The 16524-nt window shown below is 66.0% G+C and carries 17 protein-coding genes; 5 read left to right on the top strand and 12 right to left on the bottom strand.

The genetic code is table 11. The features are described 5' to 3' along the window. Positions 1–79: 79 nt before the first annotated feature. Positions 80–1093 carry an NAD(P)-dependent alcohol dehydrogenase gene (locus tag QX124_RS22080; RefSeq protein WP_315798262.1) on the bottom strand — a complete coding sequence of 338 codons (1014 nt, stop codon included), beginning with the start codon at positions 1091–1093 and terminating at the stop codon, positions 80–82. Between the two features lie 183 nt (positions 1094–1276). Further along, on the bottom strand, positions 1277–2131 hold the full coding sequence (locus tag QX124_RS22075; protein ID WP_315798261.1) for an HWE histidine kinase domain-containing protein: 855 nt from the start codon (positions 2129–2131) through the stop codon (positions 1277–1279). A gap of 449 nt (positions 2132–2580) precedes the next feature. On the opposite strand from QX124_RS22075, the gene QX124_RS22070 reads away from it, so the two are divergent. From QX124_RS22070 to QX124_RS22055, 4 genes are all read left to right on the top strand, one after another. Further along, positions 2581–2994 (top strand): hypothetical protein, encoded by a 414-nt coding sequence (locus QX124_RS22070; protein WP_315771047.1) that lies wholly within the window; start codon positions 2581–2583, stop codon positions 2992–2994. A 166-nt stretch (positions 2995–3160) separates the two neighbouring features. Then, entirely contained in the window at positions 3161–3346 is a 186-nt protein-coding gene (locus QX124_RS22065; RefSeq protein WP_315737722.1) for a hypothetical protein, read from the top strand. 159 nt (positions 3347–3505) lie between these two features. Continuing rightward, the gene (locus QX124_RS22060; RefSeq protein ID WP_409997733.1) at positions 3506–4030 is read left to right on the top strand and encodes a thermonuclease family protein; all 525 of its coding nucleotides are present in this window, start codon (positions 3506–3508) and stop codon (positions 4028–4030) included. Between the two features lie 117 nt (positions 4031–4147). Next, complete coding sequence (locus QX124_RS22055) at positions 4148–5245, top strand: D-alanine--D-alanine ligase family protein (RefSeq protein ID WP_315798260.1); 1098 nt, start codon at positions 4148–4150, stop codon at positions 5243–5245. 42 nt (positions 5246–5287) lie between these two features. Here QX124_RS22055 and QX124_RS22050 read toward each other — a convergent pair whose 3' ends face one another. The 10 genes from QX124_RS22050 to QX124_RS22005 all read right to left on the bottom strand — a co-directional run bounded on the left by QX124_RS22050 (position 5288) and on the right by QX124_RS22005 (position 14815). Then, positions 5288–6487, bottom strand: a complete 1200-nt coding sequence (locus QX124_RS22050; RefSeq protein ID WP_409997734.1) for an efflux RND transporter periplasmic adaptor subunit — start codon at positions 6485–6487, stop codon at positions 5288–5290. 2 nt (positions 6488–6489) lie between these two features. Continuing rightward, positions 6490–8856 (bottom strand): ABC transporter permease, encoded by a 2367-nt coding sequence (locus tag QX124_RS22045; RefSeq protein ID WP_315798320.1) that lies wholly within the window; start codon positions 8854–8856, stop codon positions 6490–6492. Further along, positions 8850–9611 (bottom strand): ABC transporter ATP-binding protein, encoded by a 762-nt coding sequence (locus tag QX124_RS22040; protein ID WP_315737374.1) that lies wholly within the window; start codon positions 9609–9611, stop codon positions 8850–8852. The genes QX124_RS22045 and QX124_RS22040 overlap by 7 nt, the downstream gene beginning before the upstream one ends. A gap of 167 nt (positions 9612–9778) precedes the next feature. After that, positions 9779–10051, bottom strand: coding sequence for a hypothetical protein (locus tag QX124_RS22035; RefSeq protein WP_315776776.1), 273 nt, complete (start codon positions 10049–10051; stop codon positions 9779–9781). A gap of 303 nt (positions 10052–10354) precedes the next feature. Next, positions 10355–10768 (bottom strand): GFA family protein, encoded by a 414-nt coding sequence (locus tag QX124_RS22030; protein WP_315798258.1) that lies wholly within the window; start codon positions 10766–10768, stop codon positions 10355–10357. A gap of 17 nt (positions 10769–10785) precedes the next feature. Next, positions 10786–11265, bottom strand: a complete 480-nt coding sequence (locus QX124_RS22025) for an SRPBCC domain-containing protein (protein WP_315798257.1) — start codon at positions 11263–11265, stop codon at positions 10786–10788. Beyond that, complete coding sequence (locus QX124_RS22020) at positions 11262–11591, bottom strand: metalloregulator ArsR/SmtB family transcription factor (protein ID WP_315798256.1); 330 nt, start codon at positions 11589–11591, stop codon at positions 11262–11264. The genes QX124_RS22025 and QX124_RS22020 overlap by 4 nt, the downstream gene beginning before the upstream one ends. Before the next feature lie 142 nt (positions 11592–11733). Continuing rightward, the gene (locus QX124_RS22015; RefSeq protein WP_315737369.1) at positions 11734–11916 is read right to left on the bottom strand and encodes a hypothetical protein; all 183 of its coding nucleotides are present in this window, start codon (positions 11914–11916) and stop codon (positions 11734–11736) included. 707 nt (positions 11917–12623) lie between these two features. After that, complete coding sequence (locus tag QX124_RS22010; RefSeq protein ID WP_315798255.1) at positions 12624–13295, bottom strand: transposase; 672 nt, start codon at positions 13293–13295, stop codon at positions 12624–12626. A gap of 431 nt (positions 13296–13726) precedes the next feature. Further along, entirely contained in the window at positions 13727–14815 is a 1089-nt protein-coding gene (locus QX124_RS22005; protein WP_315798254.1) for a hypothetical protein, read from the bottom strand. Between the two features lie 909 nt (positions 14816–15724). Here QX124_RS22005 and murI point away from each other — a divergent pair. After that, complete coding sequence (murI, locus tag QX124_RS22000) at positions 15725–16522, top strand: glutamate racemase (RefSeq protein WP_315798253.1); 798 nt, start codon at positions 15725–15727, stop codon at positions 16520–16522. Positions 16523–16524: the final 2 nt, after the last annotated feature.

Below are 16524 nucleotides of genomic sequence, written 5' to 3'. Positions count from 1 at the left end.
CAGGGCGGCGAGCAAACAAGTCTGGATTGCTTCGTCGCCTTCGGCTCCTCGCAATGACGAGAAAATTGATGCAGCGCCCTTACCCGATCGCGATCGCCACCTTTCCGACATGCGCGCCACTCGCCATGTAGTGGAACGCCTCGCGCGCCTCGCCGAACGCAAACACGCGATCGACCACCGGCTTCACCTGATGCAGCGTCAGCGCGTTCGCCAGCGCCTGGAGATCGTCGACCGAGCCGACCGTGACGCCCTGCAGCCGCTGCTGCTGCATCACCATCAGCGGCAGCCGCAGCTCAGAGGCCGGCGCGCCGGCGAGCACGCCGATGAAGGCGATGGTGCCGCCGATCCGGGTGGCGCGGATCGATTCATTCAGCGTACCGACGCCGCCGACCTCGACCACGAGATCGACGCCCTGCCCGGTGATCTCGCGCGCCTTCTTGCCCCAGTCCGGCACCTGCTTGTAGTTCAGCGTGACATCGGCGCCGAGCGCCTTCAGCCGCGCGATCTTGGCCTCGCTCGACGACGTCGCGATCACCCGCGCGCCCGCGATTTTCGCGATCAGCAGCGCAAAGATCGAGACGCCGCCGGTGCCTTGCGTCAGCACGGTGTGGCCCGGCCTGATGCCGCCGAGCTTGATCACGGCACTCCAGGCGGTGACGCCGGCGCAGGGCAAGGTCGCGGCCTCGACATCGCTGAGATGCGCGGGCGTCCTGATCAGCGCCTGCACCGGAAAGACACGATACTCGGTCAACGTGCCGTCGACGCCGCCGCCGAGCGCCCCACGCATCTTCGCTTCGCTCGGCTCGCCGCCCGTCCAGCTCTCGAAGAAGCTGCCGACGACACGATCGCCGGCTGCGAACGCCGACACGCCATCGCCGACCGCCTCGACCACGCCTGCGCCGTCGGACAGCGGCACCAGCGGAAATTTCTGCCGTGAGCCGTAGCCGCCCCTCACGGTCAGGAGATCGCGGTAGTTGATGCTCACTGCCGTCAGCCGCATCAGCACCTCGCCCCTGCCCGGCTGCGGCACGGGCTTGTCGACCAGCGCCAGCGCATCGATTCCGCCGGGCCCCTGCAGCTCGTAGCATTGCATCCGATGTCTCCCGCCCCTGCGGCGCCGCCGCTTCATTGTTCTGCCGGGAATGGTGAAGCGTTTCGTGCCGGCGATCAAGCCGACCGTCGTTCCATGCGACGGACAAACAACGCAAACACGCGCATGCTCCGCGCTGGAGTCCGGAGATCACCGCGACCGCGCGTACCGACCGCCGACACGCCGTCACATCGCCGCTTCGAACCTGATCCGACAGACCAGACCCTCGTCGCGAAAATCCTGCTCGATGCTGCCGCCGATCGCTGCGAGGCTCGCCCGGATCATGCGCGCGCCAAATCCCTCGCTCCCAGGCGGCTCGATCGCGTGCGGACAGAGCTCGCGCCAGGCCACGGTGCCGCGGCCGCCTTCCTGCGCGATCTGGACCTCGAGCCGTCCGCCCTGACCGCGCAGCGCGCCGTATTTGACGGCGTTGGTCGCGAGTTCGTGGAACACCAGCGCGAGATTGCGCACCGCTTCCGGCCCCAACGGCATGTCCGGCCCGTCTATCGTCACGGCGCCGGAGGCGCGATACGGCTGCAGCTCGACGTCGAGCAGCATGCGCAAGGTCATCAGGCGGTGGTCCGACCAGGCGAGACTGTTGGCGCGCGCGACGGCGTCGAGCCGCAGCGCGATCGCCTCCCCTTTGGCGCGATCCTCGCCCGACAGGCTCGATCTGACGATCGCCTGAAACAACGCGAGCTGATTGTTCACGCGATGCCTCAGCTCGCCGAGCAGCAATTCGCGCGCATGCTCGCTGCGCTTCAGCTCCACGAGCGCGCCGCGACAGAGATGCCCGAGCCAGATGATCAGCGCCGCGGTGCTCAGGAATCCAACGAGGTTGATCGCCTCGGCATGATCAGGACGATCGGTGAAGCCGACGAGCACCACGGTGGCGGACAGCCAGGCGGCAAAAATGGCTGCGGGAATGCCGCCGAGCAGCGCTGCGAACACCACCGCCGGGTAGAACGTCGCGTAGGGCAGCGTCGCGCCGGCATAATCCAGCCCGATCCGGCCCGCGGTCGAAATCGCGACGGCGAGCATGGTGAGCAGAAACGTGGTCGCCGACCACCGTCTGCTCCGAACGATCCAATCTGAGAAACTCCGACCCGCGCGCACGATTGACCCCGGAGGCAAGGTCTATCGCCGGACGCCGGCTGGAACAAGCTGAAGGAACTGCCACCGGGGCGCAAATATTTTAGGAACCTTTGCCGCGCCGTTGCGTTTGGCTACCCCTGTTGCGCCAGACGGAACGCATCATGCCGCGCGGTGGGAGAAGCCACCGCTCCGCCGCCAAGGGCACGCACTCCGCGTCGCGTCTGCGCCGGCACGAATGCCGGACGTTGCACGATGAGTTCGTCGCAGGCTCGCCGACGAACTGAAAAGACAACGGTATCGGAACGCTGCACGCGAAAGAGCTTGTATCCGGCGCTTCTCGCTGCGCTAACCCTAGCGGCTTGCCGCTGAGCGCCGCAGCGTCGATCATCGCGGCCATGACGACGAAATCGCGCGAGAGACTCTACGGTGCCGGCATCCGCATCGCGCAGGAGCAGGCCGCGCGTGCGCGTAAGGAAGCGGATCGTCTGGCCTGCGACGCCTGGAATAAGCGCATGCTCGGCTACAAGGGGCCGGCGCAGCCGTCACCGCTGCTCGGCGATGCGCTCAACGCCGGCTATTTCTATCTCGAAGTGCGCTGCCTCGGCTGCGACACCAATCAGACCGTCGCGCTCGACATCATCAGGCGCGCCAAGACGACGCCAATCCATGAGCTCGAGCGCTACATGCGCTGCCAGGATTGCTCGCGGCTTCGCGGTCATCCCTACAAGCGCAGCGCGCTGGTGGCGTTGCGCGAGACCAAGATCTCGGCCGCGCATCCGGCCTCGACATGGTGGCCCGGTGAGCGATAGGCGGTCGAATACCCAGCGTCGCGTCCCCTCGGATCCGGGCAGAGGTACTCCGATCAGGCGCTGACTGCGCCCGCTCGAAAAATACGTGGATACTCGGAACAATCATGACGATCCGTTGTTTCGAAAACTTGCCGGCGCGGCAGGGAAGCGGAACATGTCAGAGTTGATGACTCAGCCGGACAAGCTGCGGGCCGACGCGGCGGAATGCGCCCTCATTCGTGATCTCGCCACCGACCGCGACAAGCGCGAGCTGTTCGCGCGTCTGGCCGAGCATCTGAGCATGCTCGCCGCCGAGGTCGAGCGCGCGGCCCGCGCGCAGGATGGGCGCACAGAGAAAGCGAGCCTTCGCTGAACCGCGAAGCTCTCTGGACGAACTGCGCGGATTCACGCTCCCCTGCTGTCGCTGCGCTTGCCACACAATCGCGCAACTCCACTTCGCTATAGATCGGGATGATCCGCGATCGATTCGCGCAGCGAGCGATCACGCCCCTCTCAGCGTCAGGTGCCGATCTTGCGACGTTTCCTCCCCTGCCTCGTTCTGCCGCTTCTCCTCGCTTTCCCCGCCGCAGCGGCTGAGCTCGCTGGCCGCGTCAGCATCGTGGACGGCGACACGCTGGACATTCACGGCGAGCGGATTCGCCTGTGGGGCATCGACGCGCCCGAAAGCGCACAGCTCTGCCGCGGCCGCGACCGCAGGCCGTATCGCTGCGGCGCGCTGGCCGCCAACACGCTGGACGCCTTCACGCGCGGCAAGGTTCTGCGCTGCATGCCGGTCGACGGCGATCGCTACGGCCGCATCGTCGCGCGTTGCGCCGCCGGCGCGACGGATCTCGGCCAGTTCATGGTGTCGCGCGGGCTCGCGGTCGAGGAGCCGCAATATTCGCGCGGCGTTTACACCGCCGATCAGCGCGCCGCCCGCCGCGCCGGCCGCGGCATCTGGTCCGGCCGTTTCATTGAGCCGCCGCTCTATCGCGGCTGCATGCATGCCGGCAGGACGACGTCGGTGTGCTCGGACGGAGGGATCGGCTGGCGGTGAGCGCCGCCGCATGACGGCGTCGCCTTGTCCACCACACCGGCCACAACACCTCAATTGCCACGCGTCGCCCTCTGGCTGTACGGTCGCGCACCGCAAAGACCAGGCTGGATGAGGACGATGACAGAGACAAAGACGCGCGTGGCGATCCTGTTCGGCGGGCGCTCGGCGGAGCACGACGTCTCGCGGGCCTCGGCGGCCAACATCTTCCGCTCGCTCGATGCCGGCCGCTACGCCGTCACGCTGATCGGCATCACCACCGACGGGCGCTGGGTGCTCGCCGACGCTGCGAATGACGGTACAGGCGCGGCGCTGACCGTACCGACCGACGGCCCGCAGATCGTGCTGCTGCCGGCCGGCCAGGGCCGCGCGCTGGTCATCGGCGACGGCGCCCCGCGCGAGCTTGCCTTCGACGTCGTGTTTCCGGTGCTGCACGGTCCGAACGGCGAGGACGGCACCGTGCAGGGCGCGCTGGAGCTCGCCGATGTCGCCTATGTCGGCGGCCGCGTGATGGGATCGGCGGCGGCGATGGACAAGGACGTCGCCAAGCGCCTGCTCCGCGATGCCGGCCTGCCGATCGTGCCGTTCGTCACCATGACGGAAGCGTCTCCGGTGACCTATGAGGCGGCGGTCGACGCCGTCGGGTCGTCCGAGCTGTTCGTCAAGCCGGCCAATCTCGGCTCCTCCGTCGGCATCTCCAAGGCGCGCAGTGCCGAGGAGTTCGCCGCCGCCTGCCGCCTGGCGCTGCGCTTCGACCGCAAGATCCTGATCGAGCGCTGCATCAGCCCGGTGCGCGAGATCGAATGCGCGGTGCTGGAGCATCCCGACGGCAAGGTCGCCGCGTCCGAGCTCGGCGAGATCGTGCCGGCCGACAGCCACGGCTTCTATTCCTACGAGGCCAAATACACCGACGCATCGGGTGCCTCGCTGCACGTCCCGGCACAGGTCGAGCCGGGTCTCGCCGCGCGCATCCGCAAAATGGCGACCGAGGTGTTCGGCGTGCTCTGCTGCGAGAGTCTCGCGCGCGTCGATTTCTTCGTCCGCGGCGAGGAGGTCTACGTCAACGAGGTGAACACCCTGCCGGGCTTCACCAACATCAGCATGTACCCGAAGATGTGGGAGGCCACCGGCCTGCCCCAGCCGGCGCTGATGGACAGTCTGATCGCGCATGCGCTGGCGCGTCATGCGCGGCTCAGGGAGTTGGCGTCGCAGCGCTGACGACGATCGCCGGCCGCTCCTCGGGCCCGACGGCGCCGCAAGTCAGCGCGGCGCGACCTTGACGCCGTCGGCCACCCGGTCGCTAGGATAGATGATCACGACATCGCCGCTGGCGACGCCGTCGGCCACGGCGGCGAACCGGCCTGAGCGCCGGATGAGCCGGACGGTGCGCAATTCGGCGCGCCCATCCTTCAGCGCGAACACCGACCAGTCGTCACCGCGCTTGAACAGCGCGCCGGTCGGAACGATGGTCGCATCCTCCTGCGTGAAGACGACGATCTGCGCATCGAGCTGATAGGCATCGCCGAGCCGCTGCCATTGCTCGGCCGGCGAGACGATGTCGATCAGCACGTTGACCCTCTGCTCCTCGATTCCGAGCGTCGATATCTTGGTGAACGCCGCCGGCTCGACCCGGCGAACCCGCCCAGAGAGTCGGCCGGCGCCGCCCCAGCGATCGATCGTGACATCAGCGCCGGGACGGATCTCGACCGCATCGGTGCTGAGCACGTCGACGACCACTTCGAGATCGTGGGGATCGCCGAGGTCGAGCAATGCCGCACCCGGCTGCACCGTCGTTTCGCTTTCCTGGGTCACCTTCAGCACCAGCCCGCCGACCGGCGCGGTCACGCTCCAACTATCCGCCGGCGCATCGGCATCGGTCTTGCTCCCGTAGCGCACCAGCATCGCTCTGAGCTGGCTCAGCTCGTGCTCGGCGGCATGGTCGACATATTCGGCTGCGCGCAGGTCACGCTCGGCGATCCGCATCGCGAGCTCGGCACGCTCCCGCGCCTGCGCGGTCGCCGCTCCGCTGGCGGCCAGGGCCGTGGTACGCGCCAGATCGGCGCTTGCCTGCGCGCTCTGCGCCTGCGCTCGGGCCACGACCGCCTTGGCCCGCTCGACGTTGGCCTCTGCCGCGCCGAGCAGCTCCTCGGTCTCGCGGCGGGCGCGCGGATCGAGCAGCGGCGCTGGCCCCGGCGTGATGGTGGCAACCACGTCGTCCGCCTTGACCTGGTCGCCGGCCTTGAAGCGGATGCGCCCCAGCCTGCCGGCGAGCGGCGCGGCCACGATGTAGCGCTGGCGCACCCGCGTCTTGCCGTCGTCATCGACGGTGGCAACGAACCGCCCCTTGGTCACCACGGCCGTCTCCACCGGAACTGCGCCCGGCATCGCCATCCAGGCGATGACGGCGGCGGCCGCCAGGAACGCTGACACGATGCCGAGGCGGCGCAACACGGGACGCATGCTCATTCCCTGGTCTTGAGGGCCGCGACCAGATCGAGCCGATCGACCCTCCTGCGGACGATGATGGCGCTGATCGCGGCGCTGGCCAAGACCACCGCGGTGGCGATCAGGTAGGTCTGCAGCGCGATCACGCCAGGAATCTGGAAGCTTTCGCTGGAATGCAGGTGCGCGATCAGCGCAATGACGCCGCGCGACAGCAACAGGCCGAGCGGAATCCCGACCGCGATGTCCAGCGCAAACTCGCCGAACAGGATGCCCGCGACCTCGCTGCGGGTGAAGCCGAGCACCCGCAGGCTGGCGAGCTCCCAGGCCCGCTCCTGCAGGCTGATGCGTGCGCTGTTGTAGACCACGCCCACGGTGATGATCGCGGCGAAGCCGGTCAGGATGCCGGCGACGACGAACACGAGGCCCGCGATCTTCTCCATGAACGATGCGATGACATAGGCCTTCATGGTCACCGATTCGATCGCCGGCATGGTCTTGAAGCTCGCACCGAGCGCAGCCAGCGCCGCCGGCTCGACATGGAGGCTCGCCGCCGAGACCGCCGCGCCTTCGCCGGTGAAGCGATTGAGCGTGTCGATATCCATGTAGGACGCCATGCCGACCGCCTCATCGACGATGGCGCTGACCGGAACGTCGCGCCGCCGGCGACGGCCTTCCATCGCCTCCACCGTGACGATCTGCCCTGCGTTCAGCGCCAGGCGCTCCGCAAGGCGTCGGGTCAGCGTAATGCCATCAGGCGCCGCCACGATCGGACGGCGCGCGGAATCGTGCGGCCGGCGCAGTTCGTCCGTCGCGGCCAGCCCGATCACCGAGGTCAGGTAGCTCTGATGCCCGGCGCGCAGGCGCACCGGAACGATGCGCTGACCTTCGACCGCGAGCACGCCGGGCTGGCGCGCCAGATCGCGCAGCACCGCACGGTCGACCGGGTGGACAAAGGTGATCATGGCGTTGCCGCGCTCGACCAGGTTGAACTGCAGCTCGATCATGTCGCCGATCGCATCGCGCCAGAAGATCCCGAGCACCATCATCGGCACCGCGAAGGCGATGCCGATGATGGTGAACAGCGAGCGGAACGGCCGCCCCGCGACGTTGCGCAGCATCATCATCCGCCGCGCGCCGAACGCCCTGCCCGGCACGATGCGCTCGATCCAGGAGCGGCGGAACCCCAGCGGCATCGCGGGCCGCATGGCTTCCGCCGGCGCAAGGCCGACGACCTCCTGAAGCGCCGTGATGACCCCGAACGCGCCGGCCGCGACGCTGATCGCGACACCGGCCACCGCCGCCCATGGCGCCAGCCGGAATGGCAGCTCGGGCAGACGGAAGAACCCTTGATAGCTCGTGATCATGGCACGGCCAAAGCCGACGCCGCCGGCGATGCCGAGCGCCGATCCGATCAGCACGATGACCAGCATCAGCTTGAGATAGTGCAAGGTGAGCAGCAGCGTCGGAAAGCCGAGCGCCTTCAGCGCCGCGATCTGCTCGCGCTGCGCCGCGACCAGCCGCCCGAGCGCGCCGTTGAGCAGGAACGTGGCGACACCGAAGAAGATGATGGGAATGGTGATCGACATCACCTTCTGCTGGTTCAGCTCGTCCTCGAGAAAGCGGTTCGACGGCTGGTCCCGCCGCGCGATCGCGCCGATCGACCCATAGGGCTCAAGCAGCCGGTCGAGCTCCTCGATGACGGGCTTGGGATCGACGCCCGGGGCGAGCGCGATCACGGCGTCGTTGAACGCGCCCTTCATGTCGAAGGCAGCCTCGGCCGCGCTCCGGTCGACCCACAGAATGGCATAGAGGCGATCGTCGGGAATCGGCAATCCGGGCTTCACCGCGTAGACATATTCCGGCGACAGGGCGATGCCGGAGATCCGGAAGCCCTGCACCCGGCCATTGAGCAGCACACGGATCTCGCCGCCCGGCCTGACGCCGTTGGCGTCGGCAAACGCCTCGTTGACCGCGGCGCTGCGCGCGGCGCCCGGCTCGGGCGCCGTGCCGCGGCGCAGATGCAACCGCGCCAGGGGCTCGTCGCCGGCATGGGTCAGCGACACCAGGCGAGCCGAGACCGGTTGCGAGACGGCAGGCCAATCGACGATGACCTCGCGCACGATGCGCGGCTCGACCGCGACCACGCCAGGAATGGAATTGAGCCGCGGCACCAGCGCGAGCGGCGCCCGCTTCAGCGTGACGAAGATCTGCGGAAACCGGCCGTCGGCATAGAACTGCTCGCAGCCGCCGCGCAGGGACAAATAGGTCGAGACCGAGCCGACGAACACGGCGACACCAGCCGCCACCAGCAGCGCGATCGTGACCACCTGTCCGCGCATCGCGCCGATGTCGCGCCACAGCTTGCGGTCCAGCAGGCTCACCAGCGCACCTCATCGGCCGAGAGGCGCCGCGCATTGCGCGTCTCGCCGACGATGCGCCCGCCGCCGAGCCGCAGCACGCGATCGGCCATGCCGGCGATCGCCGCATTGTGCGTGATGATGATCGTGGTCGTCCCGAGCTGCGCGTTGGCCCGGGCGATCGCGGCGAGCACGACCTTCCCCGTCTCATAATCCAGCGCGCCGGTCGGCTCGTCGCACAACAGCACGTCGGGCGCCTTGACCATGGCGCGGGCCACCGCGACGCGCTGCTGCTCGCCGCCGGACAGCTGCGAGGGAAAGTGGTCGATCCGCCGCTCGAGGCCGACGAGCTTGAGCACCTCGAGCGGATCGAGCGGCTTGTCGGCGATCTCGGTGACCAGCGCGACGTTCTCAAGGACCGTGAGGCTCGGGATCAGGTTGTAGAACTGAAACACGAAGCCGACATGCTCGCGCCGGTAGCGCGTCAGCTCGGCATCGCCGGCGCCGACCAGCTGATGATCGCGCCACTGCGCCTCGCCCGAGGTCGGGCTGTCCAGCCCGCCGAGAATGTTGAGCAAGGTCGACTTGCCCGATCCCGACGGCCCGAGCAGCACCACGAGCTCGCCTTCGTAGATGTCGAGGTCGACGTCGCGCAGCGCGTGCACCTCGACCTCGCCCATCCGATAGGTCTTCGAGAGCTTGCGGGCGCGGAACACCGGGGTGGCGCCGGACCGATCAGGAGGCGCGGCGGGGCCCCCGTCGTTGGTGACGGCCGAACTCATCGGGCTGCGGCTCCTGCACCAAAGGCCCGCATCGAACGTGCGAGACGTCTCACGCCTGAATCTTCCACATCGGATGACATCCCACCGACCATCGGTCGGTAGCCATCGTCATCCGTTGATGCATGTCAAGCGGGCACATCATCACGTGGCCAACGCGCTGATGTCCACTAAACCGCGGTCGCGATCACATACGCCAGCACGGCTGCGCCGAGGCAGCGCCGCCAGGGATTGACGCCGCGCAGGAGTTCGTCGAACGCCCAGACGAAGAGACTGGCTTTGACGAGACAATCCAGATTGGCGCCTGCCTGACCCGGCGGATGCCAAACCCAGCCCACGAGGCTGCCCACCAGCACGATCCACAGAGCGGGGTTCGGCATCTGGGCGATCGTGATCTCGCCGGTCGCGCGATTTCGGAAGAACCAATTCAGAAATCGCGACATCGTACCGCCAGTGGGGGATGATCTTACGATCCTAGAGCTCAACTGCAGCCGAGTACAACCCGGTGGCACGGCTCAGGTTCTGGTGAATCGACGGCCGATTTTCTAGATCGGCGGCGGGTGCTGGGTCGAGATATCACGATCTCCACGGCTGTCATGCTCCGCGAAAGCGGAGCATCCAGTACTCCGCAGCAGAAGATATTGGACCGAGACGTCACCGCGCACTGGATCGTCGGCCTTCGCGGACGAACACACGGGCGGTCTACAATGTCGATAGTCAACCCTCCTAAGCCCCAACGACCGAACTCACCTGGGCGGCATCTTCTCGAATTTCGGCAGCGCCGGATCGAGGTGATCCCAGGCCTGTCCCGCCACAGTCCACGACACCAGTTGCGGCTTGTAGCGGCTGGGATCGTCGAGGCTCGCCGGCGGAACGATGAACACATCGGGCATCGCGGGAAATGTCAGGTGAACGTGCGAGCCGCAGGTCGGGCAGAACGCGCGCCGCTTTACGGTGCCGCCGTCGCCTGTGGTCTGCCAATGCGACACCTCGCCGTCGACTTTCACCTCCGCCGCGACGAAGGTCAAATGCGATTGATGCCCGGTGCCGCTGTCGCGCTGACATTGCCGGCACTGGCAGTCCAGCATCACGGCCGGCTCGCCCGTGATCTCATAGCGTACCGCGCCGCAGGCGCAGCCGCCGGCATAGGACTGGGTCATACCGTTCTCCTTTGGCATCAGTGCAGCTGTTTCGACGACGCCTCTTCGCCGGCGATCCGGTCGAGATTGGCGACGACCTTCTTCCAGCCTTCGCTCATCTTGCGATAGGCGGTGTCGTTGGTTGGAATTACGAAGCCGGAATGCACCAGGCGAAGGCGCGTGCCCGTGTCCGCCTTGGAAAGACTGAAGGTGACCACCGTCTCCAGCTTCGCGCCGTAGCCGACATTGCCGGCGTGGCCGCCCTTCCACGCGTAGGACAGCCGCTCGTTCGGCACGACCTCCAGCACCTCGCAATGAATGGTGCCATCCCATTCGCCCGCCGGTGTGGTCTGAAAGGTGAAACGAGTGCCGACGACGGCCTCAAATCCCTTCGGCGCCATCAGCCAGCGACCGATCAGTTCGCCATTGGTCAAGGCTTTCCAGATGATCTCCGGCGCATGCGGAAAGATGTCCTCGACGACAATGGCCCGCGTATCCGCGTTCACGGCTTGGTTCATGGATCGATGTCCTTCAGCAGGTTTCTCAGATTGGCAAAGCGGTCGCGCCAGAACGCGCCGTAATGGCTCATCCAGTCGGCCAGCGGCTCCAGGCCGCGTGGCTCGGCGCGGTAATAGACCTTGCGGCCCTCGGGGCGCTCGCAGACCAGGCCGGCCTGTTTCAAGGATTTCAGATGCTGGGAGATCGCGCCCTGCGTGACGGTGCTGCCGCGGGTGAGTTCGACGACGGTGATCTCGTCGGCCTCGACGATGCGCTCGAACACCGCACGCCGGGTTGGGTCGGCCAAGGCGCGCATGACGGCCGTAACGGTTTCAGCTTCGGTCATGCAGAAACAATAGCAAGCACTAATTCATTAGTCAATACTAATGTTATCGGTTACGTTGATCCCGACGTAGCTGCCCGCCCCCCGCGTTCTGAACAGCGATTCCGGTCTTCAGTGCTGTCACCGAAATTGGGTTTGTGAAGTCTCAGAGGAGGCCGAAAGTGATCGCGATTAAGAAAAACACGAACAGCCCGATGCCGACCAGCTTGAAGATGTAAGCAGCCTCGACATCGCGCCCAAACCACTCGAAGTCTGTCCCCCATAGGACGGTTGCGACGAACCCCAGAACGAGGGTCGTGATCAGTAGCATCACGTAGACGGTGTCCATTGATTGATCATAAAGGCGTTTGTCATTTGAACGTAGGCATTATAGCCCGCGGTAATGCCGTGAGGCACATCTAGAGCGCCCCTCAAATCGCGAACAAAATTTTCGGCCCAGTCTTCCGCAAAGGTTCCCATCGTCAATTTCCTTTGATCGTTCTTTGACCAGCTACTACTGCCGCAGCCATTTCGTGGCCACCGCATAGGACGCAGCCGTCATTATGATCACGAACAGAAGGGCTCCGAATATAGCGAAGTAGTACATTCCGGGACGAGCCGATCGGTTAAATATAGCGCCATTCATCGACCACGTTCCGGATCGAACGGCGCTTATAATTAAGCGTCCAAAATACCAGTCCGTCCAACAAGTCATTCCGAATATGAAGATAGTCAAAGCTACATCAACCATACGCGTGCCCTTTGTTAGCTTGGCGGACCATCTGACACAAACGGATATCGATCATCCACTTTGGAACGTGCGTTTGAGAAACTGTTGCATGATCATAGCTGGTTATCGGTCCAATATCGTAATGATCGCAAGGGTTCTAGCGGATTGCAGCCTACGAAATCACCTCTCCCTCAAGCTCTCATGCCGATACCGCAACAGTGGTGACATCAGATACTCGATGATCCTTCGCGTGCCGGTCTTAATCTCTGGTTACGGTGACAGTGCACAAAACCCAGCAGGCATTGAAGCAATGTCCCCCTCCCCGCTCAATCCTCCGCTGCCGGCTTCGGCCCACGTTTGGCCGGCTTGAGCACGCGCCCGGTCATTTTCTCGATGCGGGTGAGGAAGCGGTCGCTGCCGATCGGCCGGCCGACGCTCTCGGCGGCGCGCAGACGCGCGAAGGCAACGTCCTCGTCCTCCGGCGCGCGGGTCAGGAGTCCGGCGATGTCCGGGAACATCGTCTTCACCGGCTCGCGCGCGGTCAGGCCGTCGTCGCGCCCGCGCAGATGCGCGCGCGTGCTCGACCAGACCCAGTCCTGGGCGCGAGCCACCAGCCGCGCCCGCACCGGATTGAGACTGACGTAGCGCAGCGCCGCCGCCAGATGCGCCTCGTCCATCGCCACCGCGCCGAACCGCCCCTGCCAGAAATGCCCGCTGCGCTTGCGGCGCGCCTGGATGACGCCGGCATAGATGCGATGCACCCGCGACAGCGCCCGGCGCAGACCGTCGGCATCCGACGGCACCAGGATCAGATGCACGTGGTTCGGCATCAGGCACCACGCCCACACCGCGACGTCAGCCGCCCGGCAATGGGTCGCGAGCAAATCGCGGTACAGCGCGTAGTCCTCGTCGCCGAAGAATGTTCGCGCACGACCATTGCCGCGCTGGGTGACGTGGTGCGGCAGACCAGGGACGACGACACGGGCAAGGCGAGCCATGCGCCACCTTGCGCGCTCGGACGGCGCATGTCAAATTAAGTGCACTGTCACCGTAAATCCCGAACTGCAAGCCATCCGGAGATTGGCGCCGGCACGCCGACAGCCATGGTTCTGTGAAACTCTTTTGGATGCGGGACGGCACCAACGTTCTTCTGGGGCGGCTATGCCGCCAGGGCAAGGCCTCGATTGGGCCGATGCTTGATCCTCATGGGTGTCTGGCGCGATCCGCGATGCGGGCGCAGCCATCGACCGAAGAAACGGGCGCGGTTCAAAACGACGCAGCTGGATACGACGACAAGAATGAATTGGCAGCTGGCGCTGCCAAAAAAAAGCTCTGCGGCACTTGACGAACGGCCGGCTAATGGGTGTCACCGTAAATCTGTCGGATTATGGGGGCCTGCAAAGCACCCGCGGTAGAACCAACTTCCAACTCATTTGTCAGCTGCTCCAGAACCACGGCCATTGGGAGGTCGCGCATTCGCTTTTCCCCAACGAGCATAGGCAGCCTCCCGGTCACTGAGCACCAGTTCAGGACTTCCTTTCGAATCGTGTCTCAGCTCCCCCACGACAACGCCGTGCGATCCGACGGGCAACCCGGCCATGTAACAACTGTAGAGGGGGGTCAGCAGTATCCTCAGCGGCCCTTCACCAATTTGCCCCTTGACGACTCGGTCGACCCGGCCGACGGCGATCTGATAGTAGTCCGAAGGACCCATGACATCGGCCTCTCTACCGACGATCGTCACCTCGACGATCACGGGTGCATCGAGGTTGGTCGGGACATCCTCGAACATGAATATGAAGTTACGCGGCGCGGGGCTCGGGACGGCACAGGCGAGTGCCTGGGCGCCTGCAAAACAGGCAACGGCAATCCCAAGGCACCATGCGCGCAACGTGCTCATCGCCAAGAGCAAGACTCGATGTATCCCGACGGCGTAGATATCGTTCCTCATGTTCCACCTCGTTCCAGATTTTCTAAAGCGGATACGATCAAGCGATGCGATGGAGCGGGTCTGCGCCAGTTGCTGTTCCAGCGCCAACCGCGCGGCCTCGATCTCGGCCAGGCGCCGCGTCTGAACGACGCGCTCGCTCTGCTGGTCGATCAGCCGCGACTGCGCGTCGATGAAGGCGATCTGGTTGCCGTAATGGATCTCCTTGGCGTTGCGGCGGATGTCGGCGGTCTCCTGCAGGAACGGCAAGGTGGCGTCGATCTTGGCGATCGCGGCCTCGATCGACTGCGCCTCGGCGCGCTTCTGCGCGATCTGCTGCAGGTAGGAGGCGAGCTTCGACAGCTGCTCGGCGGCCTGGGCCTGGAGCGCGGCGCGAGCGCGCGCGACGTCGGTGGGCGCGGCGCCTTGCGGCACCACCAGCGGCCGCAGCTCGGCGAGATCGGCGAAGCTGTCGCGCAGCACGCTGAGTCGGACCACATCGAGCCTCGCCTGCATCAGGCCCTGCCCGACGCGGCGGCGCTCGGCCTCGGTCACGGTGCGGTCGAGTTCGACCAGCGCTTGCCCCATCATCGCAGGCTCCTCCCAGCCTGGGAGGAAACATCCTCCGCCCGTCCGAGCAAGGCGAGATTGCCGGCAGCAAAAATCAGGTTTGCCAAATCGTTACAAGGGGATCACGGTTTCGGCCGGCGGCCTCGAAGATTTTTCTTCTGTTTTTCGGAATCATATGCTATCCTTCGCGCCGTCCCGCCTCACTTGAGGGGCGTTTCGCGATCGTCACGAGCGTTGGGTGCGGGATGCGGTGGGCGTGTCGGGTTGCAGCGTGAGCGATCATGCCGACGAACGATCCGATGCGCACGGCGAAATCGTGTGGTCCTGGCATCCCGGTGCTGATGCCAAGTTGGCGCTGCAAGTTCGACGAGCGCGCGGGCGACGGGGGCAAGAAAGCCGATCCCCGGGGAGATCACGTATAAGCCGTAACGCCATCGCGCGGGGAAGGCCGGATGATCCGGCCCGTACCTGTGGTTCCTGCCGCCTGCATTTTTTTCGCAGGCGGGCCATGGGTGCGACCGGCACCCGGCCTTTCCCGCGCCCTCATTCTCGAGAGGGTGATCAGAGGACAACACTCGGACGCAAGATGCGGGCGCGAGGATGAGAGCGCATGTTTCACGGTCTTCATGTCTCGGCGTCATTGCGAGCGAAGCGAAGCAATCCAGAGTCCCGCGCCGACTCTGGATTGCTTCGTCGCTGCGCTCCTCGCAATGACGCCTCCGTCTCCGCTGTCGTCCCGGACAAGCTGCGCCAACGCGTCAGCGTGGGCGTGGCGCCGCGCCCCGCGACTATCTGGCAGCCACGGCGGCTCGTATTGCGGATGTTTGAACCTCTCAGCTCGCAACCGGAACACACCCAGACGCCTCATTCCTGCCAAACCCCGCAGAAAAACCGACTGAATCACCCCTCCCATTCCGGTAGACTCGCCACGTGACCCACCGCCCTACGATTCTCGTCTTCGACTCAGGCCTCGGCGGCCTGTCCGTGCTGCGCGAGGTGGTGCGCGCCCGGCCGGACGCGCATTACGTCTATGTCGCCGATGACGCCTTCTTCCCCTACGGCCATCACAGCGAGCAGGCGCTGATCGCCCGCGTGGTGCCGCTGATGGGCGAGCTGATCGCCGCGCACCGGCCCGACCTGATCGTGATCGCGTGCAACACCGCCTCGGTGCAGACGCTGGCGCCGCTGCGGGCCGCCTATGCCGTGCCCTTCGTCGGCACGGTGCCGGCGATCAAGCCGGCCTGCGCGCAGTCAAAGACTAGGCGCGTCTCCGTGCTCGGCACCAAGGCGACGGTGCAGCGCGAATACACCCACGCGCTGATCCGCGATTTTGCGCAAGGCTGCAACGTCACGCTGGTCGGCTCGCCGGAGCTTGCCTCGCTGGCTGAAGCCGCGCTCAGCGGAACGCAGGTCAGCGACGCGGCCATCGCCGCGGAGATCGCGCCCTGCTTCGTTGGCGACACCGCCGATCCCGCTGATCGCACCGACACGGTCGTGCTCGCCTGCACGCATTATCCGCTGCTGCTCGAACGGCTCGAACGCCTGGCGCCCTGGCCGGTGACCTGGATCGATCCGGCACCGGCCATCGCGCGCCGCGTCGCCGACCTGCTGGGCCCCCCGGCCAGCGGCCCCGACGATGGCGGCGCCACCATGATCTTCACCTCGAACAAGCCACATCAGCTCGGCCGCGCGCTCACGCCCTATTTCGGCGGCCGCGTCCCGGCCTGACG

Origin of the sequence: Bradyrhizobium sp. SZCCHNRI3043 (genome assembly GCF_032377735.1) — a bacterium.
Lineage (GTDB): Bacteria > Pseudomonadota > Alphaproteobacteria > Rhizobiales > Xanthobacteraceae > Bradyrhizobium.
Note: the sequence above shows the minus strand (reverse complement) of the source record. Positions and strands in the feature narration are given on the sequence as shown.

Bases quoted from the DNA above. Each gene is read 5' to 3' on its own strand.
- QX124_RS22015 (WP_315737369.1), bottom strand. From the start codon at position 11,916: ATGGACACCGTCTACGTGATGCTACTGATCACGACCCTCGTTCTGGGG.
- QX124_RS22025 (WP_315798257.1), bottom strand. From the start codon at position 11,265: ATGAACCAAGCCGTGAACGCGGATACGCGGGCCATTGTCGTCGAGGAC.
- QX124_RS22055 (WP_315798260.1), top strand. From the start codon at position 4,148: ATGACAGAGACAAAGACGCGCGTGGCGATCCTGTTCGGCGGGCGCTCG.
- QX124_RS22005 (WP_315798254.1), bottom strand. From the start codon at position 14,815: ATGATGGGGCAAGCGCTGGTCGAACTCGACCGCACCGTGACCGAGGCC.
- QX124_RS22040 (WP_315737374.1), bottom strand. From the start codon at position 9,611: ATGAGTTCGGCCGTCACCAACGACGGGGGCCCCGCCGCGCCTCCTGAT.
- QX124_RS22075 (WP_315798261.1), bottom strand. From the start codon at position 2,131: ATGCTCGCCGTCGCGATTTCGACCGCGGGCCGGATCGGGCTGGATTAT.
- QX124_RS22070 (WP_315771047.1), top strand. From the start codon at position 2,581: ATGACGACGAAATCGCGCGAGAGACTCTACGGTGCCGGCATCCGCATC.
- QX124_RS22065 (WP_315737722.1), top strand. From the start codon at position 3,161: ATGACTCAGCCGGACAAGCTGCGGGCCGACGCGGCGGAATGCGCCCTC.
- QX124_RS22050 (WP_409997734.1), bottom strand. From the start codon at position 6,487: ATGCGTCCCGTGTTGCGCCGCCTCGGCATCGTGTCAGCGTTCCTGGCG.
- QX124_RS22035 (WP_315776776.1), bottom strand. From the start codon at position 10,051: ATGTCGCGATTTCTGAATTGGTTCTTCCGAAATCGCGCGACCGGCGAG.
- QX124_RS22010 (WP_315798255.1), bottom strand. From the start codon at position 13,295: ATGGCTCGCCTTGCCCGTGTCGTCGTCCCTGGTCTGCCGCACCACGTC.
- QX124_RS22080 (WP_315798262.1), bottom strand. From the start codon at position 1,093: ATGCAATGCTACGAGCTGCAGGGGCCCGGCGGAATCGATGCGCTGGCG.
- QX124_RS22030 (WP_315798258.1), bottom strand. From the start codon at position 10,768: ATGACCCAGTCCTATGCCGGCGGCTGCGCCTGCGGCGCGGTACGCTAT.
- QX124_RS22020 (WP_315798256.1), bottom strand. From the start codon at position 11,591: ATGACCGAAGCTGAAACCGTTACGGCCGTCATGCGCGCCTTGGCCGAC.